The organism is Afipia sp. MLSD5-FHT05B12, from assembly GCF_058793355.1.
Genome location: NZ_JBXAFS010000011.1, coordinates 144178 through 163605 on the forward strand (window position 1 = coordinate 144178; position 19428 = coordinate 163605).

General features: G+C 62.7%; 19 protein-coding genes. 11 read left to right on the top strand and 8 right to left on the bottom strand.

Features of this window, described 5'->3' with window-relative positions:
• The first annotated feature begins 11 nt into the window (after positions 1 to 11).
• Entirely contained in the window at positions 12 to 728 is a 717-nt protein-coding gene (locus AC1Q6J_RS15715) for an MgtC/SapB family protein (RefSeq protein ID WP_492280142.1), read from the top strand.
• Between the two features lie 145 nt (positions 729 to 873).
• Positions 874 to 1209, top strand: a complete 336-nt coding sequence (locus AC1Q6J_RS15720; RefSeq protein ID WP_492280143.1) for a hypothetical protein — start codon at positions 874 to 876, stop codon at positions 1207 to 1209.
• A 66-nt stretch (positions 1210 to 1275) separates the two neighbouring features.
• On the opposite strand, the gene AC1Q6J_RS15725 is transcribed toward AC1Q6J_RS15720, so the two are convergent.
• From AC1Q6J_RS15725 to AC1Q6J_RS15750, 6 genes are all read right to left on the bottom strand, one after another.
• Positions 1276 to 2670, bottom strand: a complete 1395-nt coding sequence (locus AC1Q6J_RS15725; protein WP_492280162.1) for a homospermidine synthase — start codon at positions 2668 to 2670, stop codon at positions 1276 to 1278.
• A 320-nt stretch (positions 2671 to 2990) separates the two neighbouring features.
• Positions 2991 to 3398 (bottom strand): nucleoside diphosphate kinase regulator, encoded by a 408-nt coding sequence (gene rnk, locus AC1Q6J_RS15730; protein WP_492280144.1) that lies wholly within the window; start codon positions 3396 to 3398, stop codon positions 2991 to 2993.
• A gap of 298 nt (positions 3399 to 3696) precedes the next feature.
• Positions 3697 to 4083, bottom strand: coding sequence for a RidA family protein (locus AC1Q6J_RS15735; protein WP_492280145.1), 387 nt, complete (start codon positions 4081 to 4083; stop codon positions 3697 to 3699).
• A gap of 74 nt (positions 4084 to 4157) precedes the next feature.
• Entirely contained in the window at positions 4158 to 4763 is a 606-nt protein-coding gene (locus tag AC1Q6J_RS15740; RefSeq protein WP_492280146.1) for a GNAT family N-acetyltransferase, read from the bottom strand.
• Positions 4764 to 4980: 217 nt separating this feature from the next.
• On the bottom strand, positions 4981 to 6123 hold the full coding sequence (locus AC1Q6J_RS15745) for a type III PLP-dependent enzyme (RefSeq protein WP_006018867.1): 1143 nt from the start codon (positions 6121 to 6123) through the stop codon (positions 4981 to 4983).
• 620 nt (positions 6124 to 6743) lie between these two features.
• Entirely contained in the window at positions 6744 to 7004 is a 261-nt protein-coding gene (locus AC1Q6J_RS15750) for a hypothetical protein (RefSeq protein WP_492280147.1), read from the bottom strand.
• 140 nt (positions 7005 to 7144) lie between these two features.
• Between AC1Q6J_RS15750 and AC1Q6J_RS15755 the strand changes: the two genes are divergently transcribed.
• From AC1Q6J_RS15755 to AC1Q6J_RS15780, 6 genes are all read left to right on the top strand, one after another.
• Complete coding sequence (locus AC1Q6J_RS15755; RefSeq protein WP_492280148.1) at positions 7145 to 9229, top strand: M3 family metallopeptidase; 2085 nt, start codon at positions 7145 to 7147, stop codon at positions 9227 to 9229.
• Between the two features lie 14 nt (positions 9230 to 9243).
• Complete coding sequence (locus AC1Q6J_RS15760) at positions 9244 to 9891, top strand: DUF1007 family protein (RefSeq protein ID WP_492280149.1); 648 nt, start codon at positions 9244 to 9246, stop codon at positions 9889 to 9891.
• 71 nt (positions 9892 to 9962) lie between these two features.
• A complete protein-coding gene (locus AC1Q6J_RS15765; protein WP_492280150.1) occupies positions 9963 to 11135 on the top strand; it encodes a nickel/cobalt transporter in 1173 nt (390 codons plus the stop codon).
• Positions 11136 to 11184: 49 nt separating this feature from the next.
• Positions 11185 to 12222, top strand: coding sequence for a ferrochelatase (hemH, locus tag AC1Q6J_RS15770; protein ID WP_492280151.1), 1038 nt, complete (start codon positions 11185 to 11187; stop codon positions 12220 to 12222).
• A 183-nt stretch (positions 12223 to 12405) separates the two neighbouring features.
• Positions 12406 to 13383, top strand: a complete 978-nt coding sequence (locus AC1Q6J_RS15775) for an SPFH domain-containing protein (protein ID WP_492280152.1) — start codon at positions 12406 to 12408, stop codon at positions 13381 to 13383.
• A gap of 5 nt (positions 13384 to 13388) precedes the next feature.
• Entirely contained in the window at positions 13389 to 13832 is a 444-nt protein-coding gene (locus AC1Q6J_RS15780) for an NfeD family protein (protein WP_492280153.1), read from the top strand.
• Here the strand turns inward: AC1Q6J_RS15780 and AC1Q6J_RS15785 are convergent.
• Entirely contained in the window at positions 13829 to 14095 is a 267-nt protein-coding gene (locus tag AC1Q6J_RS15785) for a winged helix-turn-helix transcriptional regulator (protein WP_492280163.1), read from the bottom strand. The genes AC1Q6J_RS15780 and AC1Q6J_RS15785 overlap by 4 nt on opposite strands.
• 141 nt (positions 14096 to 14236) lie before the next feature.
• Here AC1Q6J_RS15785 and AC1Q6J_RS15790 point away from each other — a divergent pair, with 141 nt between their 5' ends.
• Positions 14237 to 14782 (top strand): carboxymuconolactone decarboxylase family protein, encoded by a 546-nt coding sequence (locus AC1Q6J_RS15790; RefSeq protein WP_492280154.1) that lies wholly within the window; start codon positions 14237 to 14239, stop codon positions 14780 to 14782.
• Positions 14783 to 14785: 3 nt separating this feature from the next.
• On the opposite strand, the gene AC1Q6J_RS15795 is transcribed toward AC1Q6J_RS15790, so the two are convergent.
• Positions 14786 to 15799, bottom strand: coding sequence for a KpsF/GutQ family sugar-phosphate isomerase (locus AC1Q6J_RS15795; RefSeq protein ID WP_492280155.1), 1014 nt, complete (start codon positions 15797 to 15799; stop codon positions 14786 to 14788).
• A gap of 335 nt (positions 15800 to 16134) precedes the next feature.
• Here AC1Q6J_RS15795 and AC1Q6J_RS15800 point away from each other — a divergent pair, with 335 nt between their 5' ends.
• Positions 16135 to 17709 (top strand): outer membrane beta-barrel protein, encoded by a 1575-nt coding sequence (locus AC1Q6J_RS15800; RefSeq protein ID WP_492280164.1) that lies wholly within the window; start codon positions 16135 to 16137, stop codon positions 17707 to 17709.
• A 133-nt stretch (positions 17710 to 17842) separates the two neighbouring features.
• Positions 17843 to 19339, top strand: a complete 1497-nt coding sequence (locus tag AC1Q6J_RS15805; protein WP_492280156.1) for a sensor domain-containing diguanylate cyclase — start codon at positions 17843 to 17845, stop codon at positions 19337 to 19339.
• Positions 19340 to 19428: the final 89 nt, after the last annotated feature.

The window sequence follows — 19428 nt, forward strand, 5'->3', positions numbered from 1 at the left end:
AAGCAGGCAGCATGCGTTTCCTCACCACCTTCCAGAGTGCCGACTTTCTCGACACCCTCGTCAGCCTGACGGCAGCGTTTGTGCTCGGCACCCTGATCGGCGCCGAACGCCAGTACCGTCTGCGCACCGCGGGGCTTCGGACCAACGTGCTGGTCGCGGTCGGTGCTGCGGCGTTTGTCGATCTCGCCATGCATCTTGCGGATTCCGACGGCGCGGTTCGAGTGATCGCCTATGTGGTATCGGGGATTGGCTTCCTCGGTGCCGGCGTGATCATGAAGGAAGGTATGAATGTCCGCGGCCTGAACACGGCGGCGACGCTGTGGGGCTCCGCGGCCGTCGGCTGTTGCGCCGGGGCCGACATGGTCGCACAGGCGGTGGCACTGACCGCGTTCGTGCTGGCTGGCAACACGTTGCTGCGGCCACTCGTGAACGCCATCAATCGCAGCCCGCTGGATGAGCATGCGTCGGAAGCGACCTACGAAATCAGACTCGCAGTGGACGCGGCATTGATGGATGCCGTGCGTGACCTTCTGGTCGAGAGACTGGAAGCGGCGAAGTATCCGGTCAGCGACGTCAATGTGATCGAGCGCGCGGAAGATGTCGTGGAGATCGTTGCTACACTGGTCAGTACTGCTGTGGACGCGAAAGAACTCGATGCCGTCGCAGTGGATCTTGCGCGCCGGCCGGGTGTCCGTCACGCGACATGGGACGTCAGCACCACGGACTGACCCGATCCACACCCGTTCGCTTCTGCCGGGTTCCACATTTTCCTTCGCAATTCATCGAGTGCGACAACGTACACGCGTGCAAATCCCGGAACCATCGCTGTGCCCGTCCGTTGGTCTTTCCGATCAGCGATCAACGGGTGCCGGGATGATTCTTCCGAATGAAAAGCGCGCCAATCGAACCGGCTTTGTGCTGTCCGCGATTCTGATCGCGGGTGGTCTGACGCTGTCCGGAATTTCGCTGATGCAACTGGCGTCGCGCGGCGAGATTCATCTGGTGCAAACGGCGCAGCCGCCGGACGCGCAGCCTTCCGTTCCGGCAGGTAAGAGCGATGGACCGGCAGACTCGAAACCGGGCGGTACAAGACCTACAACCCCCGCGCCCGAGCCGGCGCGCCCTGATGCCGGTGCGCAGAAAGCGGGCGCGAAGCCCGCGCTGCCGCCTGCGCCCGCGGAAAAGGCCGGTGAGCCGATCAGGAATTAGCGCCAATCGAAAACAAAAAGGCCGGACATTTGCCCGGCCTTTCTGCGTGATGCGATGCTGACGTGATCAGCGCACCAGAACATTCCTGAACTGCCAGGGATCGCTGGTGTCGATGTCTTCGGGGAACAGGCCCGGACGATCAGTCAGCGGCGTCCAGTCGGTGTAGTAGCCCTTCACCGGCCCGAGATATGGCATCTGGATTTCCAGCAGGCGATCGAAATCCATCTCGTCGGCTTCGACGATGCCTTCGTTCGGGTTTTCCAGCGCCCACACCATGCCGCCGAGAACGGCGGAGGTCACCTGCAGGCCGGTGGCGTTCTGATAGGGCGCGAGTTTCCGCGTCTCCTCGATGGAGAGCTGCGAGCCGTACCAGTAGGCATTGTTGTCATGGCCGAACAGCAGCACGCCGAGTTCGTCGATGCCGTCGACGATCTCGTTTTCATCGAGGATGTGATGCTTCTCCTGCATCCTGGCGGCGCGGCCGAACATTTCGTGCAGCGAGAGTACCGCGTCATCCGCAGGGTGATAGGCATAGTGGCAAGTCGGGCGATAGATGACCGTGCCCGATGCGTCGCGTGCCGTGAAATAGTCGGAGATCGAGATCGACTCGTTGTGGGTGACGAGGAACCCGTATTGCGCGCCGCGGGTCGGGCACCAGGTGCGCACGCGCGTGTTGGCGCCGGGCTGCATCAGATAGATCGCAGCGCCGCAGCCGGCTTCGTGGGTGTGTGCATTCTCGGGCATCCACTTTTCATGGGTGCCCCAGCCGAGTTCGGACGGCTGCACGCCTTCCGACAGGAAGCCTTCCACCGACCACGTGTTAACGAAGACGTCCGGCTCTTTCGGCTTCTTCGAGCGCTGGGTGTCGCGTTCGGCAATGTGAATGCCCTTGATGCCGGCCTGGCGCATCAGGTCCGCCCATTCAGCCCTGGTCTTCGGCTTCGGGGCATTGAGCTTGAGGTCATTGGCGACATTCAGCAGGGCCTGCTTGACGAAAAACGAGACCATGCCGGGATTGGCGCCGCAGCAGGAGACGGCCGTCGTCGAGCCCGCGGGACGGGCCTTCTTGGCAGCCAGCGTGTTTTCGCGCAGGGCGTAGTTGGAGCGCGCTTCCGGGCCCTTCGACGCATCGAAATAGAAGCCGAGCCACGGCTCATTGACCGTGTCGATATAGAGCGCGCCGAGTTCGTTGCAGAGCTCCATGATGTCGGTGGAGCCGGTATCGACCGAAAGATTGACGCAGAAACCCTGGCCACCGCCTTCGGTGAGCAGCGGAGTCAGCAACTCACGGTAATTGTCCTTGGTCACGCCCTGCTGGATGAAGCGCACATTGTGCTTCTCGCAATGTGCCTTGCGGCCCTCGTCCTTGGGATCGATCACCGTGATGCGCGACTTGTCGTAATCAAGATGCCGCTCGATCATCGGCAGCGTGCCTTTGCCGATGGAGCCGAAGCCAACCATGACGATCGGGCCGCTGATGCGTGCGTAAACGGGGAACTTGCTCAAAATCAGAACTCCGGATCACAGGGGAATGCCGCCGCAAAGACCTACGGCAACTCAGGCGTGGCGGCAACGATGCTTTTGCCCCTAGTGTCCTGAATCCGAAGTTCGCTCGTGTTTGCAGCCCGCTCTATAGCGAACTTCGGATTCAAAAGGACACTAGAAATCATAATTCTAGTGTGGTTTTGGTTCGCAAGTCCGCAAAAGAGCCCGCTGCAGAAACGATGCGGACTTGCGAACCACCACACTAGGTTTTCACAAAATCGTCTTGAGACGATCCGTCAGTGGCGCGGCTGATGAACCTTGAGCACGGTCAGGGAGCGCCAGCGGCCGCCGGGCGTCTGGAATTCGATGGTCTGTCCCACCGACAGGCCGATCAGGGCCGCGCCGATCGGCGTGAGGATCGAAATCTTCCCAGCGTCAACGTCCGCAGCCTCCGGATAAACCAGTGTCATGGACCGCTCCTGCATGCTGATGTCGTCACGGAAGGTGACTTCCGAATCCATTGTGACAAGACCGGGCAGCAACTGGCTGTCCGGTAGAATTTCGGCGCGATCGATTTCCCGTGCCAGGAAGTCGGTGGTCTGCGGATATTTTTCGGATGCGGCCTCGGCGATGTTGCGAAGCCGGGCGGCGTCGCGCATGCGCAACGAAATCGGAGGCAGTTCGGGCTGCAAATAGCTGGCCATGTTGTCACCTCTGGTTGGTGTGGAGTTTCACAGCGCGACACACCGGCGCGTAACGCCGGGTCCGGTCGGGATTCAGTTTTTATTGAGTGGAGAAATTGCGAACGACCCGGGACGGCGCGGATGCGCGTCCGCCCGGGTCACCTTCCAGTTTGAAGGCGACCTGCGCGAAGTAACAGACGATTGATGCAGACGTTCGACATGATGAACTGAAGCTATGGCCGTTTGCAGGAAAGTCAACGCACCAACTGCGACATGTTGGCTCGCATGCAAGCCAACATGTCGTGCGCTGTTCTGGATATCAGCTCCGGCGTTTCGCCGTGACTTCGATCTCGACCTTCATCTCGGGCTTATAGAGCGCGGAGACCGCAACGATCGTCGCCGCCGGGCGGATGTCGCCGAGTGTTTCGCCGCACACGGCGAACACAGCGTCGAAATCCTTGGCGTCGGTGACGTAGTAGGTCGCGCGCACGAGGTCAGCCATGTCGAAGCCGCCATCCTTCAGCGCGGTCGCGATGACCTTGAAGCAGTTGCGGGTCTGCTCGGCCACGTCTTCAGGTAGGATCTTTGTCACCGGATCGTAGCCTGTGGTGCCGGCGACGAAACAGAAGTCGCCATCGACCACGGCGCGGCTGTAGCCGGCGATCTTCTCGAAGGGCGATCCGGATGAAATCAGACGGCGGGACATTCGGTCTTTTCCTTGTGACAGTAGAATTGCGGGGCTCATTTCAAGCTCCGCAATGCCGGGTCTTTGCGCTCAAATCAAGCGGCCTGGATGAGAAGCTTTCGAGCCTTGCGGCTCGCACGAGGCGCCGGGCGGCGCAGCTTGTCGCCGGTGGCCACGATCATGCCGAAGGCCTCGTCGAGCGCGCCTTCGCGCAGCTCGACCGCCAGCAGCCGGTCGCGCTCGAACGGGCCGGGCAATGCCAGCTCGCCGGTCTTGTCCGCCGAAAAACCGAAGCGGGCGTAGTAGGCCGCGTCGCCGCGCAGGATCACCGCGCCATGGCCGCGTGCCTTGGCTGTCGCCAGTGCATGCTCCATCAGCGCAGCGCCGACGCCGAGCGAGCGGCACGACGCGTCGACCGCCAGCGGGCCGAGCACCAGCGCCGGGATGCCTCCGGCGCTGACGTGCCACAACCGCACGGTGCCGACCGCACGGCCCTCATGCACCGCCGTGAAGGCAAGGCCTTCGGCGGGCGCGCGTCCGTCGCGCAGGCGCTGGCAGGTGCGGGCAAACCGGCCTTCGCCGAAGCTCGCATCCAGCAGCGCTTCACGCGCGGCGACATCCGAGGCTCGTTCCGCACGGATCGCGAACGGAGCGGCGCCGGTAACGAGGGCAACAGGGGTCTTCTTCCAAACAGCAGTCATGGCACGTCAGTCCCCACTCCAAAAAGCCAGCAGGCTCCGGAGTGTTGTCAGCAAAATCGCGATGTGACGGGATAGGAGCCGGCGGACCGGCTCCCGTTCTCTTGCTCCCTCCCCCGTAAACGGGGGAGGTTGGGGAGGGGGGCTTACAAAGCCTTCCCCCTCCCGGCGCTTCGCGCCGACCTCCCCCGCAAGCGGGAGAGGTAAGAAGGAAGCGGCCTCAGATGTGGTAGGTCTTCAGCGGCGGGATGCCGTTGAAAGCCACCGACGAGTACGTCGACGTATACGCACCCGTGCCTTCGATCAGCAGCTTGTCGCCGATCTCGAGCGTGACGGGCAGTGGGTACGGCACCTTCTCGTACAGCACGTCTGCGGAGTCGCAGGTCGGGCCGGCGAGAATGCACGGAGCCATATCCGCGCCGTCATGCGGCGTGCGGATCGCGTAGCGGATCGACTCGTCCATCGTCTCGGCGAGACCGCCGAACTTGCCGATGTCGAGATAGACCCAGCGGTTCTCGTCGTCGTCGCTCTTCTTCGAGATCAGAACGACTTCCGTCTCGATGATGCCCGCGTTGCCGACCATGCCGCGGCCCGGCTCGATGATGGTCTCCGGAATCTGGTTGCCGAAGTGCTTGCGAAGCGCACGGAAGATCGACCGGCCGTACTGCACGACCGGAGGAACGTCCTTGAGGTACTTCGTCGGGAATCCGCCGCCCATGTTGACCATGGAGAGGTTGATTCCACGCTCGGCACAGTCACGGAACACCGTCGAGGCCATCGCCAGCGCGCGGTCCCACGCCTTCACCTTGCGCTGCTGCGAGCCGACATGGAACGAAATGCCATAAGGCTCCAGGCCCAGACGCTTGGCGAGTTCGAGCACGTCGACAGCCATCTCCGGATCGCAGCCGAATTTGCGCGACAGCGGCCACTCGGCGCCTGCGCAATCGTAAAGAATGCGGCAGAACACCTTCGCGCCGGGCGCAGCACGGGCAATCTTTTCGACCTCGGCGGAACAATCGACCGCGAACATGCGGATGCCGAGCGCGTAGGCGCGCGCGATATCACGCTCCTTCTTGATCGTGTTGCCGAACGAGACGCGATCGGGCGTCGCACCGGCGGCCAGCGCCATTTCGATCTCGGCGACGGTCGCGGTGTCGAAGCACGAGCCCATCGAGGCCAGCAGCGACAGCACCTCCGGCGACGGGTTCGCCTTGACGGCATAGAACACGCGGCTGTCCGGGAGCGCCTTCGCGAAGGTCTGGTAGTTGTCGCGCACGACCTCGAGGTCGACGACGAGACATGGCTCGGTGTCGAGGCCCTCGCTGCGGCGGTTGCGCAGGAATTCCTGGATACGGTCGGTCATAGCACTCTCCCAAACGGCCCTGCGATGGACCGTCCAAAAAATGATGCCGGGTATGAGCGCTTTGGCTGTCACGCGATGGAGGCGCGACCGAGCCATAACACTCAGACCAGACTGTGCTGCCGTGGATTGGTTGGGAAAGCTCCCGCCCGCACACCTGGCAATGAAGGACAAGCCTCTTCGGTATTCGCGCTGGCTGGTGGAAAGCCAACAGAGACCAAAAAAGCCCGATCCGTCGTTGCTTTAAGTCGCGTCCCCCGTTGAGAGCGGGGTGCGCCGGTTCGCCTCCGGCTGCCAGTCACGGTTGCAAGGAGAGAAGTCACCTTCAACGGCATCCCTTGAGAGAGATGCTGGCCTCTTGAGTCTCACGACTGAAGCGACCCTCGGTTCTTCTTCCCCTTGGCGGCTGTCCGGCCTCTTGTCCGGATACCTACCGACTGACACACGACCACAGGCACGTGCGAAATTGGGCAAGGGTGGAAATATGAGCTTTGAGTCGGGTTCGCAAGTATTTTTTACACCACGGGGCAAGTTTCCCCACGGCGTGATCGAAATGCCGCGCTGGCGATGAACGGACGTTGAGAAAGATGAATGCGCGTTAAGTTTTGAGCGCGCAAAGTGCCTTAGATCTTGCGGGTAAACGGCTCGACGCGCTGCGCTCCGCGGACGAAGGCGATCATGACCGCGACGCCGATCAGGAAGAGCACGATCTGGACGACGTGAGCGGCGGTGTCGCTGAGGCCGAACAGGATCGCGAGCGCCCAGCCGCCGGCGAAGGCCGCGCCGAACACCTCGGCGCCGATCAGGATGGCGGCGCTGATGACGGTGATGACGCTGGGCCACGCGATTTCGCGGGCGTTGGCTTCGAGCTTCTTGGCGTTCATGACTTTGTGATCCCGTTTCGGGCCGCAATCTCTGCGAAATCGCAGCCCGGATCAAGCGTTAAGGGCGTAAAAAAGCCCCACCGGGTGGTATAGAGAAGCATCAGAAAATCGCTGTAAATAAGGCTCCCCAAAGGATTCCCATGTCAGAAGCGTCTCAAGCGACCGCCGCCTCCCACACCAACCCGCTGCTGGCGGCCTGGCAGACACCGTTCGAGACGCCGCCGTTCGCCGACATCCGTCCCGAGCATTTCCTGCCGGCATTCGACAAGGCTTTTGTCGATCACTCCGCCGAGATCGAGGCGATCAAGGCGAACCCTGCCGAGCCGACGTTTGAGAACACCGTCACGGCGCTGGAGCGGGCCGGCAAGCTGCTCTCCAAGGTGTCGGCGGTGTTCTACGACCTCGTCGGCGCCCACTCGACCCCCGAACTGTTGAATATCGAATCCGAGGTCGCGCTGAAGCAGGCGCGGCACTGGAATCCGATCTCCATGGACGCCGCCCTGTTCGCCCGGGTCACCAAGCTCCGGGACAAGGCGGCCTCGCTCAAGCTGACGGGCGAGCAGGCGCGGCTGCTCGAGCGGACCTGGACCAGCTTCCACCGCTCCGGCGCAGGCCTCAGCGAGGCCGCCAAGGCCCGGACCGCGGAGATCAACGAGCGGCTGGCGCATCTGGCGACATCTTTCAGCCACCATCTGCTCGGCGACGAGCAGGACTGGACCATGGAGCTCGGCGAGGGCGATCTGGCAGGCCTGCCGGCCAGCTTCGTCGCATCTGCCAAGGCTGCGGCAGAGGAGCGCGGCATGCCCGGCAAGATGGTGGTGACGCTGTCGCGATCGTCGGTCGAGCCGTTCCTGAAGGACTCCAGCCGCCGCGACCTGCGCGAGCGGGTCTTCAAGGCCTTCACCGCCCGCGGTGACAACGGCAATGACAACGACAACAGCGCCACCATCCTCGAGGTCCTGAAGCTGCGCGAGGAGCGCGCCAGGCTGCTCGGCTATCCAAGCTTCGCCGCGTACCGCCTGGAAGATTCCATGGCCAAGACCCCGGAGGCCGTGCGCGGCCTGCTGGAGCGGGTCTGGAAGCCGGCCCGCGCCCGCGCCATGGCCGACCGCGACGCGCTTCAGGCGCTGATCGCCGAGGAGGGCGGCAACTTCAAGCTCGCGGCCTGGGACTGGCGCTACTACGCCGAGAAGCTGCGCCAGCGCCGCGCCAATTTCGACGACGCCGCGATCAAACCCTATCTGACGCTCGACAACATGATCGATGCCGCCTTCGACGTCGCGACCCGGCTGTTCGGGGTCACTTTCAGCGAGCGCAAGGACGTTCCGGTCTGGCATCCGGATGTGCGGGTGTGGGAGGTCAAGGACGCCAAGGGCAACCACAAGGCGCTGTTCTATGGCGACTACTTCGCGCGTCCCTCCAAGCGCTCCGGCGCATGGATGACGTCGCTGCGCGACCAGCAGAAGCTCGATGGCGATGTCGCGCCGCTGATCATCAATGTCTGCAATTTCTCCAGGGGCACCGACGGCCAGCCGTCGCTGCTCTCGCCCGATGATGCCCGCACGCTGTTCCACGAATTCGGCCACGGCCTGCACGGCATGCTGTCGAATGTGATGTACCCGTCGCTGTCCGGCACCAGCGTGTTCACGGACTTCGTCGAACTGCCGTCGCAGCTTTACGAACACTGGCAGGAGCGGCCGGAGGTGCTGCAAAAGTTCGCACGGCATTACCAGACCGGCGAGCCGTTGCCGGAAGACCTGCTCAAGCGCTTCATCGCCGCGCGCAAGTTCAACCAGGGCTTCGCCACCGTGGAATTTGTCTCATCGGCGCTGATCGATCTCGAATTCCACACCCAGCCGGCGGCCTCGATCACCGACGTTCGCGCCTTCGAGAAGCAGGAACTCGACAAGATCGGCATGCCTGCGGAAATCGTCTTGCGTCACCGGCCGCAGCAATTCGGCCACATCTTCTCCGGCGATCATTATGCGTCGGGTTACTACAGCTACATGTGGTCGGAGGTGATGGATGCGGACGCATTCGGCGCGTTCGAGGAAGCGCACGACATCTTCGATCCGGCGGTGGCGAAGCGTCTGCATGACGATATCTATTCGTCGGGTGGATCGCGCGATCCGGAAGATGCCTACATTGCCTTCCGTGGACGCAAGCCCGAACCCGACGCGCTGCTGCGCCGTCGCGGTCTGCTGAGCAAACCCGAAGCCGCCTAGGGACAGGATCAAGAATGCGCCGCCTTGTTCAGTGCTTCTTCGTTGTGGCCATGCTGGCAATCGGTGCCGGCACGGCGCAGGCGCATCCTCATGTCTGGATCGTCGCCAAGAGTGAGCTGATTTACGCGCCTGACGGCACGATCACCGGCATCCGCCACGCATGGACTTTTGACGAGATGTTCTCGACCTATGCCTTGCAGGGCATCGAGAGCAAGACGAAGGGCGTCTACACCCGCGACGAGTTGAAGGCGCTGGCGCAGACCAATGTCGAGTCGCTGAAGGAATACGCTTTCTTCACCTTCGCCAAGGCGGGCGGCGCGGGCGCTCAGAAGAAGGAAAAGTTCAACGAACCAATCGACTATTACCTCGAATACAAGGACTCGACGCTGACCCTACACTTCACACTGCCGTTCAAGGCGCCGGTCAAGACTCCTGTGCTGGCGCTGGAGGTTTTCGACCCGTCCTACTTCATCGACTTCCAGTTGAACGAGAAGGACCCTGTGAGTTTGGTCGGCGCGCCGGCGACCTGCAAGCTGACGGTCCAGCGCCCGACCGACGGCAGTGCGCAGGCGCAGAAGCTCAACGAGGACACATTCCTCAACGGCGACAACTCCAACTATGGCGCAATGTTCGCCAACAAGATCACGGTGGATTGCCCTTGATGTTCAACAGCCGTCATTCCGGGGCGCGAGCATCGCGAGCGAACCCGGAATCCAGAATTGTAAGCAGAAGAATGGATTCCGGGTCTGCGCCAAAAGGCGCATCCCGGAACGACGCCTGGGGTAAGATCGCTGTCGTCACGTCGATCCTTCTCGCTGCGATCTATCTCGATGGCGTCGTCCATGCAGTGATGGCGCAGAATCCGTTCGGCGCGCCAAAGGGCGCCGTGCCGGATTCGCAGGCCGGCGGCATCGTCGGCTGGCTGCTTGCCAAGCAGTCCGAATTCTATCGCCAGATGTCAGCGACCATCCGCGCGGCCAAGACCGACGGCAGCGCGGTGTGGGCGCTGCTCGGTATCTCCTTTGCCTACGGTGTCTTTCACGCTGCCGGTCCGGGTCACGGCAAGGCGGTGATTTCGTCCTATCTCATCGCCAACGAGGAAACCGCAAAGCGCGGTATCGCGCTGTCGTTCGTTTCCGCGTTGATGCAGGCATTGGTAGCGATTGCGATCGTCGGCATTGGCGCAGCCGTTTTGAATGTGACGGCCGGTCAGATGTGCGGCGCCGAGCGCGTGATCGAAATCGCCAGCTATGGTCTGATCGCGGCCTTCGGTGCGCGTCTGGTCTACGCCAAGGGCGGCGGATTCTTCCGTGCGCTGCGGTCATGGCGCAGTGCGCCGTCGCCGCTCGTTCCCGCCATGGCACATGCCCATGGTCATACACATGACCAAAGCCAGCACGATCGTCCTCACGCGCACGACCATGCGCATTCACATGACGCAGCGCACGCGCGCGATGTCCATCACGATCACGGACATGATCATCATGCCCACGATCACGCCGGGCACGTTCACGACGAACACTGCGGGCATTCCCATGGCCCGGAGCCGAGCGCGCTGGCTGGTCCCGGCGGCTGGTCGCGCGGATTGAGCGCGGTCCTGACAGTCGGCATCCGGCCGTGCTCCGGCGCAATTCTGGTGCTGGTGTTCGCGCTGGCGCAGGGCCTGTTCTGGGCTGGCGTGGCCGCGACGCTGCTGATGGGACTCGGCACCGCGATCACTGTCTCGGCCATTGCGATCATCGCCGTGTCGGCCAAGGGGCTTGCCGGCCGGATAGCGGCGGGCCGCGACGGCGGCGGCGCAGTCCTGCTGCGCGGAATCGAATTCGGCGCGGCGGCTCTCGTGCTGCTGTTCGGGGTTGGCCTGCTGCTGGGATACATTGCCGCGGAACGGGTCACCTGCTTCTGATCCCCGTTGCCTTGACAACAATTAACCGACGCGCGATGCCACACTCGTCATGACAGCGGTCACTCCCCTCGATGCTCGTCGCCCGGCCCCGGAGGCCGTGCCGTCACGCGTCGGTGTGCTGCTGGTCAACCTCGGGACGCCTGACACCGCCGATGCCAATGGCGTGCGCGTCTATCTGCGCGAATTCCTGTCTGATCCGCGCGTGATCGAAAATCAGGGATTGCTCTGGCAACTGATCCTGAACGGGATCGTTCTGCGCATCCGCCCCGCCAAGAAGGCGAAGGACTACCAGAAGATCTGGAACATCGAGAAGAATGAATCGCCGCTGAAGACGATCACGCGCGGTCAGGCAGAGAAGCTCGCGGCGTCGATCGCGGACCAGAAGCACGTAGTCGTCGATTGGGGCATGCGCTATGGCAATCCGTCGATCAAATCTCGGATCGATGCGCTGACGGCGCAGGGCTGCGACCGTATTCTGGTGATGCCGCTCTATCCGCAGTATTCGGCGTCAACCTCGGCGACGGTAGTCGACAAGGTCGCCGCCGCATTGAAGGAGATGCGTGCGCAGCCCACCGTGCGGTTCACGCCCCCGTATTATGACGCACCGGACTATATCGAAGCACTCGCGGTTTCGATCGAGCAGCATCTGGCCTCGTTGTCCTACAAGCCTGAGACGATCGTGGCGTCGTTTCACGGGATGCCGCAGTCGTATATCGACAAGGGGGATCCCTATCAGGCGCAATGCGTCGCGACAGCGAACGCGCTGCGCGCGCGCATGGGCCTCGACGACAAGGGTTTGATGCTGACCTTCCAGTCCCGGTTCGGATATGCCGCCTGGCTGCAACCCTATACCGCCAGGACCGTCGAACAGCTTGCGAAAGACGGTGTGCGGCGAATTGCCGTCGTGATGCCGGGCTTCGCGGCCGACTGCATTGAGACGCTTGAAGAGATCGCGCTGGAGAATGCCGAAATCTTCCACAAGGCAGGCGGTCAGGAGTTCTCGGCCATTCCATGCCTCAATGACAGCGACGAGGGCATGGATGTGATCCGCCAGGTCGTGCTGCGCGAGTTGCAAGGCTGGATTTAAAGGCTGGATTTGAGCGGCCGCGATTTAATCGCCCGGCCCGCCCGCTTCAAGACGTGGTTTTCCTCTCTTTCGAACCGTATCGCTGCTTTAATCGACCAAGTGACGGAGCGGCTGTCGCGTGTCCATGCTAGGCTGCCCGCATCTGAAGTCTTGCGCTTCGGGTTTATTTGCAGGGAGTTTTAAATGTCCGGTTTCGATATTTTTGCAATTGCGTTCGTTCTGCTCGTGATCGTCACGTTGTTTGCCGGCGTGAAAACAGTGTCGCAGGGCTACGACTGGACCATCGAACGGTTTGGCAAATACACCCGCACGCTGGGCCCGGGCCTCAACATCATCATTCCCTATTTCGACCGTGTCGGACGCAAGGTGAACATGATGGAGCAGGTGATCGAGATTCCGCAGCAGGAGGTCATCACCAAAGACAATGCGACCGTCACCGTGGACGGGGTCACCTTCTATCAGGTGTTCGATGCCGCAAAGGCCAGCTACGAGGTGGCCAATCTCAATCAGGCCATCGTAACGCTGACCATGACCAACATCCGCTCGGTCATGGGCTCGATGGATCTCGATCAGGTGTTGTCGCATCGCGATGAAATCAACGAGCGGCTGCTGCGCGTGGTCGATGCCGCGGTGTCGCCATGGGGCGTCAAGGTCAACCGCATCGAGATCAAGGACATTGTGCCGCCGCACGATCTGGTCGAGGCGATGGGACGGCAGATGAAGGCCGAGCGCGTCAAGCGCGCCGACATCCTCCAGGCCGAGGGCCAGCGGCAGTCCGAAATCCTGCGTGCGGAAGGCGCCAAGCAGTCGCAGATCCTTCAGGCTGAAGGCCGCCGTGAAGCAGCATTCCGCGACGCAGAGGCTCGTGAGCGGGCGGCCGAAGCGGAAGCCAAGGCGACTGAGATGGTCAGCAACGCCATCGCCAGCGGCGATGTCGCCTCGCTGAACTACTTTATCGCCGACAAGTACATCAAGGCGTTCAGCCAGATCGCGGATTCGCCGAACCAGAAAATCATCATGTTGCCGATCGAAGCAACCGGCGTGCTTTCGTCGCTTGGCGGCATTGCCGAGATTGCCAAGGCGACATTCGGCGACGGCGGCTCCGCGTCTGCGCCGCGCCGTCCGCCCACCGTGCCGAATACCAATCCGCCGAAAGCGTGATCGATATGGCCGAACTTTTCTCGAAACTCGGAACCTGGAACTGGCTGATCATCGGCGTGATGCTGATGGCGATCGAGACATTCGCGCCCGGCGTGTTCATGCTGTGGCTCGGCCTTGCGGCCCTGATCGTCGGATTGCTGTCGTTCGGCGTCGTGTGGTCGTGGCAGACGCAGATCATTTTATTCGCGGCCTTGTCGATCGCTATGGTGCCGTTGTGGCGATATTACTCGGGCAGCAACATCAAGCCGACCGACAAGCCGTTTCTCAACAAACGCGCGGAAGGCCTGATTGGCCGCGTTTTCACCCTCGAAAAGCCGATCGTGGATGGCATCGGCACGGTGAGGATCGACGATACGGTCTGGCGTGTTTCGGGACCGGACGCTGCATCCGGCAGCCGTGTCAGGATCGTGAGCGCCGATGGCGCGAGTTTGCGGGTGGACCTGGTTTAAGCCTTGCTCCATTTCTCTGCGAAGCGGTGCAGCGGCATGAAGGTGCCCAGCAGTTCTTCGCCCAAAGCCGTCAACCGATAGCCGCCAGCGTCGAGCTTCTCGACGAAACCGGCTTCACGCAGTTCGGCCAGCCGCGCCTGAACGACAGTTGGCGATGCATCGTCACACGCCGCGCGTAGTTCGCGCGAGGTCAGTGCCTGATCGCGCATCTCCCAGACAATCCTCAAGGTCCAGCGCCGCCCCAATAGATCGAGCAATGTCATGATCGGGCGGCCGGATTTCGAACCGTGTGCTGGTTTGGTCCGGTTCGCCGGGATCGGTTTTCGGGTCACGGACGGCCTCTTGATCTTGTGCTATTAAAAATGTAGCATTATGCTATCGATATTGTAGCATAGGAGTTGGAGATGTCACGGATCGCTCCGCTGGAGCCGCCTTACGCGCCGGAGGTTCAGAGCCGGTTCGACGCGATCATGCCGCCAGGCGTGCCGCCGCTGGTGCTGTTTCGCACCGTCGCGACGAGCGAGCGGGCTTACAAGAAGTTTCGCAATGCCAGCTTGCTGGACCGGGGACCGCTGACGTTGCGGGAGCGGGAGATCGTTATCGATCGCACCTGCGCCCTGACGCGCTGCGAATACGAATGGGGCGTTCATGTCACGATCTTTGCGGGCCCGGCGCGGTTCACTGAAGAGCAGGTCCGCGCCACGGTACTCGAACCGGCCGATGCCACGTGCTGGACGGAAGCCGAACAGGCGCTGATCGCAGCGGTTGATGCCCTGCATCACCATGCGACATGGAGCGGCAACGAATTCGAGGCCCTCAAGGTACACTATAGCGACGACAAGATCCTGGAGATCATCCAGCTCTGCGGCTTCTATCGGACGGTCTCATACTTCGCCAACGCGCTGGAATTGCCGCTTGAACCTAGCACAGCGCGCTTTCCGCAGAAGTAGGCGTTACGCGACGCCGGCACGCAGAATATCGTGCAGATGCACGATGCCGACCGGCGTCTTGCCCTCCGTCACGATCAGCGCGGTGATCTTCGACCCGTTGAGGATTTCCAGCGCCTCGCTGGCGAGCAGATCCGGACTGATGGTCTTCGGATTCTTCGTCATCACCTCGTCGACGCTTGCCGTCATCAGATCGGGCCGCATATGACGGCGCAGATCGCCGTCGGTCACGATCCCGGCGATCTCGCCGCGCGCGTCGACGATCCCGACGCAGCCGAAGCCTTTCGACGTCATCTCCACCAGCGCCTCGGACATCTTGGTGCCGAGCGGCTTCACTGGCACCGCATCGGCCTTGTGCATCAGGTCGCGCACGAATTTCAGCATGGCGCCGAGTTTGCCTGAGGGGTGCAGCGCGCTGAAATCGAGCGCCGTGAAGCCGCGGCCTTCCAGCAGCGCCACGGCGAGCGCATCGCCGAGCGCAAGCTGCATCAGCGACGACGTCGTTGGCGCGAGGTTGTGCGGACAGGCCTCGCGCGCTTTCGGCAGGGTCAGCACGATGTCGGCGGCGGCGCCCAGCGTGGAGTCTGCTTCCGAGGTGACCGCGATCAATCCGATGCGGAAACGGCGCGAATAGTTGATGAGGTTCTTGAGCTCGGCGGTTTCGCCGGACCACGACAGCGCCATGATGACGTCGTCGGGCGTGATCATGCCGAGATCGCCGTGGCTGGCTTCCGCAGCATGGACGAAGAATGAGGGGGTGCCGGTGGAGGCGAAGGTCGCCGCCATTTTCTTGCCGATGTGGCCGGACTTGCCGAGGCCCGTCACGATCAGGCGGCCCCTGGCGTCACGGACCCGCGTAATGGCGGCATCGAACGCCGGTCCGAGGTCCGATTGCAGGGCGTTGGCCAGTGCGGTGATGCCGCTCGCCTCGGCATCGAGGGTGCGCAATGCAGACTCGATGGCGGGAGATGCCCCGTGGGTCGCGGAAGGGGTCGCCGTCCGCGGTTTTGAAGTGGCCATGCGTGATTCCAGTTGAGGGGACGGCAGCGCGACGCGCGCGCCAATCCGGGACATTTCCTAGCACATTCAAGCTGCTGAGGCGACGGCGCCAAGGCCGCCCTCAACGCTCCGTTAACCATAATTGTTTTAACTCTGTTAACGGCGTTCGGCAACGCCGGACGGCGGCGTTTTCGCCGGCAATTGCTTGAAGTTGTTTCGTTTTCCGGCGCGGCCCCAAGTGGCTTTCGGGGCCGGGAGAAGAGTGAAAAGTGCAGGGCTCGCAGCAACCTGTCCGGTTGTGGGATCATCGCTGGCGCGCGTCCGGATGGCGCGTGCTGCCGGTGTGCTGCGTGCTGATGCTGTGGAACCCCGCAACCGCACGCGCGCAGGCGCTGACCGCCGACATGATGAACCCGGCGCAGGGCGGTTTCGCGCCGCCGGACAAGTCGCTGCTTCGCAAGACGGCTGAGAATCTGGCCGACGACGACACGCCGAGGCGCGGCGCCAGGGCGCCGTCGCGGATCGGCGCGATTCCGGCCTACGGCGTTCCGCCCGCATCCGGCGCGGCGGACGTCGGATTCGACTCGCTCAACCGCACACGCAAGAAGCAGAAGCTCTATCCCGGCGCACCGAAGCCGAAGATCGTCGGCCCCGGCAATCCGCCGCCCGTTGCGCCGAAAGCGAAGGTGGCGGCGCCGGTTTCGCAATCGGTCGCCGGGACGTTCCCCGGCCAGCCGCAGCGCCGCCGCCTGAAGGTCGATGACGATCCGTTCGCCAATGTCGGCTTCCACACCGGCACGTTTCTCACCAAGGCCGCGGTCGAGCTTTGGGGCGGCTACAACACCAATCCCGGCCGCATCAATACGCCGAAGGGTTCGGCGTTCTACACGGTCGCGCCGGAACTGCTGATCGCGTCCGACTGGGAACGCCATTCGCTGATCGCCGATCTGCGCGGTTCGTTCACCGGTTACGACACGAAATTCCCGCCGCTTCCAACCGGACCGTCGCCGGTGCCGACCAGCATCGACGCGCCGAGCTTCAACGGCAAGATCACGGGCCGTGTCGACGCGGCGCGCGATACCCGCATCAATACCGAATTGCGCATGCGGGTCTTCACCGACAATCCCGGCTCGCCGAACATCCAGGCCGGTCTTGCGGAATATCCGCTGGCGACGAACATCGGCGGCACCGCGGGTGTCGAACACGATTTCAACCGGCTGACGGTTTCGGCTGCCGGCCTCGCCGATCGCACGACCTATCAGCAGTCGAAGCTCACCGACGGTTCGACGTCCACCAACGACGACCGCAACTTCAACCAGTTCGGCGGCCTCGCGCGCGTCAGCTACGACCTGATGCCGGGCGTCAAGCCGTTCGGCGAATTCGCCGCCGACACCCGCCTTCATGATGTGAAGTTCGATCGCTCCGGCTATCAGCGCGATTCCACCGGCGGCTATGTCAAGGCCGGCACCTCGTTCGAATTCTCGCGGCTGCTGACCGGCGAAGCCGCGATCGGCTATTCACGGCGCACTTATCAGGATCCGCGGCTCACCGACATGAAGGGCCTGCTGACAAGCGCGTCGCTGATCTGGACCGCGACTGGCCTGACCACGGTGCGGTTCGATGCGACATCCTCGATCGACGAAACCACGCTGCCCGGTGTCTCCGGCGTGATCTCCCGCGATTACTCGCTCCAGGTCGATCATGCGTTTCGCCGCTGGCTGATCGGCACCGCGAAGGTCGGCACCGGAACGTCGGACTACGACGGCACACGCTTCGACCGGCGCTACTTCGTGGAAGGCGATCTGGTCTACAAGCTCTCGCGCACGTTCCAGATCAAGGGACAGGTGCGGCACGACTGGCTGAACAGTTCGGTCAACGGCGCGAGCTCCGCCGCGACTGTCGTGATGCTCGGCATCCGCGTGCAGCGCTAGCGACACTCGCCCGCGGATATTTCCGGCGGGGATCGCGAAACATTTCGTTAACTCCGAACAAGATGAAGCCAATCATTTAAAGGCCGCCGCAACAAATTTGGCGCATTGAGGCACCCTTGGGGACAAGAGTGCGATGTGGTTTCGACGGCATAAGATTCATGCGACCAGGCCAGGGCGAATATCGGCGAAGCTGCTGGTCTGGTGCTCGATTGCGACGATCACCGGCTTCTCCGCGGTCTGCGGCAGCGTGATGCTCGACATGCGCCGCGGCGAGCAGGCGCTGGCGCTCCGCTCCATGGAAAATCTCGCCACGACCATCGACTCTGATATCAGCCGCAACGTCGAACTTTACGATTTGTCGCTGCGCAATGTCGCGAGCAACATGATCGAGCCGGAACTCGCCGGCGTCAGCAAGCGGCTGCTCAAACTCATTCTGTTCGATCACGCCGCCACCGCGAAGCAATACGGCGCGATCCAGGTGTTCGATTCCGCGGGCAATCTCATCCACGATTCCGCGACATTCGATCCGAAGCCGGAAAACCGCGCCGACGAGGACTATTTCAAGACGCATCGCGACAACCCCGATGCCGGCTTGTTCATCGGCCGTCCGGGCCTGCATCGCGGCGTCTATGCGGTCGTTCTCAGCCGCAGGATCACGGGCAAGGACGGCGCCTTTCTCGGTGTCGTCGTCGGTTCGCTGCGGTTCAGCTACTTCCACGATCTGTTCGAGCGTCTCAGCCTTGCGCCGGACGACATCATCAGCGTCATTCGGCATGATGGCGTTGTGATCATGCGGACGCCATTCGATCTGGATATGATTGGCCGGGACCTGAGCCGGCGGGCGGGTGTCAAGCGTCTCCTCTCCGAGCCGAGCGGATCATTAGAAGGATCTGGGGCAGCCGATCAGATCGAGCGTCTCTTCGTGTGGCGCGACAGCAGCCATCCGCTGGTCGTTATCGTCGGCAAATCCTGGACGGATATCTTCGCCATCTGGCGCCGGCAGGCGCTGCGGGTCGGCGGGATCATGCTGGCGCTGATCGCGTTCGTCGCCGGCGCGACAATGATCCTGGCGCGGGAAATCAAGCGGCGCGGACGCGCCGAGGACAAGCTCGCGGAGCTTGCGATTACGGATGCGCTGACCGGGCTCAGGAACCGCCGCAAGTTCGATCAGGTCATCGCGCAGGAATGGCTGCGGGCGCAGCGCCGTCAGGAGCCGCTCGCGCTTCTCATGATCGATGCGGATCATTTCAAGACCTTCAACGACATGTTCGGGCATCAGGCCGGCGACCAGGTGCTGGTCCGGATCGCAACCAGCATCTCCGGCGCGGTTCAGCGCGCCGGAGATTGTGCCGCGCGTTACGGCGGCGAGGAATTCGCGGTGCTGCTGCCGGGTCTTTCCACAGATGCGGCGTTTGCCGTCGGAGAAAATATCCGCACCAGGGTGGAAATGCTCTCCGCGGATAAATGGGCCACCACCGTCAGCATTGGCGTCACCAGCCTTGTGCCGAATGCATCGCTGCAACCGGCGGATCTGGTCGAAGCGGCCGACAAGGCCTTGTATGAGGCCAAGTCGCGTGGCCGCAACCAGTCGGTGCCGGCGCCGCGAGGGCATCTGTCGCGCGTCGCGTAACGGATTCAATTGTCAAACAGCCACTTCCGTTCACGCACGCGGCATCGTTCTCGCGCATCGCGCGAGGTGAGCTTTTAGTCTCGCCCCTC

Excerpts from the sequence above, each read along its gene's own strand:
- AC1Q6J_RS15740 (WP_492280146.1), bottom strand. The coding sequence starts at position 4,763 with ATGACTGCTGTTTGGAAGAAGACCCCTGTTGCCCTCGTTACCGGCGCC.
- AC1Q6J_RS15790 (WP_492280154.1), top strand. The coding sequence starts at position 14,237 with ATGTCACGGATCGCTCCGCTGGAGCCGCCTTACGCGCCGGAGGTTCAG.
- hemH (WP_492280151.1), top strand. The coding sequence starts at position 11,185 with ATGACAGCGGTCACTCCCCTCGATGCTCGTCGCCCGGCCCCGGAGGCC.
- AC1Q6J_RS15725 (WP_492280162.1), bottom strand. The coding sequence starts at position 2,670 with ATGGTTGGCTTCGGCTCCATCGGCAAAGGCACGCTGCCGATGATCGAG.
- AC1Q6J_RS15800 (WP_492280164.1), top strand. The coding sequence starts at position 16,135 with ATGCTGTGGAACCCCGCAACCGCACGCGCGCAGGCGCTGACCGCCGAC.
- AC1Q6J_RS15755 (WP_492280148.1), top strand. The coding sequence starts at position 7,145 with ATGTCAGAAGCGTCTCAAGCGACCGCCGCCTCCCACACCAACCCGCTG.
- AC1Q6J_RS15795 (WP_492280155.1), bottom strand. The coding sequence starts at position 15,799 with ATGGCCACTTCAAAACCGCGGACGGCGACCCCTTCCGCGACCCACGGG.
- AC1Q6J_RS15780 (WP_492280153.1), top strand. The coding sequence starts at position 13,389 with ATGGCCGAACTTTTCTCGAAACTCGGAACCTGGAACTGGCTGATCATC.
- AC1Q6J_RS15805 (WP_492280156.1), top strand. The coding sequence starts at position 17,843 with ATGTGGTTTCGACGGCATAAGATTCATGCGACCAGGCCAGGGCGAATA.
- AC1Q6J_RS15745 (WP_006018867.1), bottom strand. The coding sequence starts at position 6,123 with ATGACCGACCGTATCCAGGAATTCCTGCGCAACCGCCGCAGCGAGGGC.
- AC1Q6J_RS15715 (WP_492280142.1), top strand. The coding sequence starts at position 12 with ATGCGTTTCCTCACCACCTTCCAGAGTGCCGACTTTCTCGACACCCTC.
- AC1Q6J_RS15735 (WP_492280145.1), bottom strand. The coding sequence starts at position 4,083 with ATGTCCCGCCGTCTGATTTCATCCGGATCGCCCTTCGAGAAGATCGCC.
- AC1Q6J_RS15775 (WP_492280152.1), top strand. The coding sequence starts at position 12,406 with ATGTCCGGTTTCGATATTTTTGCAATTGCGTTCGTTCTGCTCGTGATC.
- AC1Q6J_RS15720 (WP_492280143.1), top strand. The coding sequence starts at position 874 with ATGATTCTTCCGAATGAAAAGCGCGCCAATCGAACCGGCTTTGTGCTG.
- AC1Q6J_RS15750 (WP_492280147.1), bottom strand. The coding sequence starts at position 7,004 with ATGAACGCCAAGAAGCTCGAAGCCAACGCCCGCGAAATCGCGTGGCCC.
- AC1Q6J_RS15785 (WP_492280163.1), bottom strand. The coding sequence starts at position 14,095 with ATGACATTGCTCGATCTATTGGGGCGGCGCTGGACCTTGAGGATTGTC.
- AC1Q6J_RS15760 (WP_492280149.1), top strand. The coding sequence starts at position 9,244 with ATGCGCCGCCTTGTTCAGTGCTTCTTCGTTGTGGCCATGCTGGCAATC.
- rnk (WP_492280144.1), bottom strand. The coding sequence starts at position 3,398 with ATGGCCAGCTATTTGCAGCCCGAACTGCCTCCGATTTCGTTGCGCATG.
- AC1Q6J_RS15765 (WP_492280150.1), top strand. The coding sequence starts at position 9,963 with ATGGATTCCGGGTCTGCGCCAAAAGGCGCATCCCGGAACGACGCCTGG.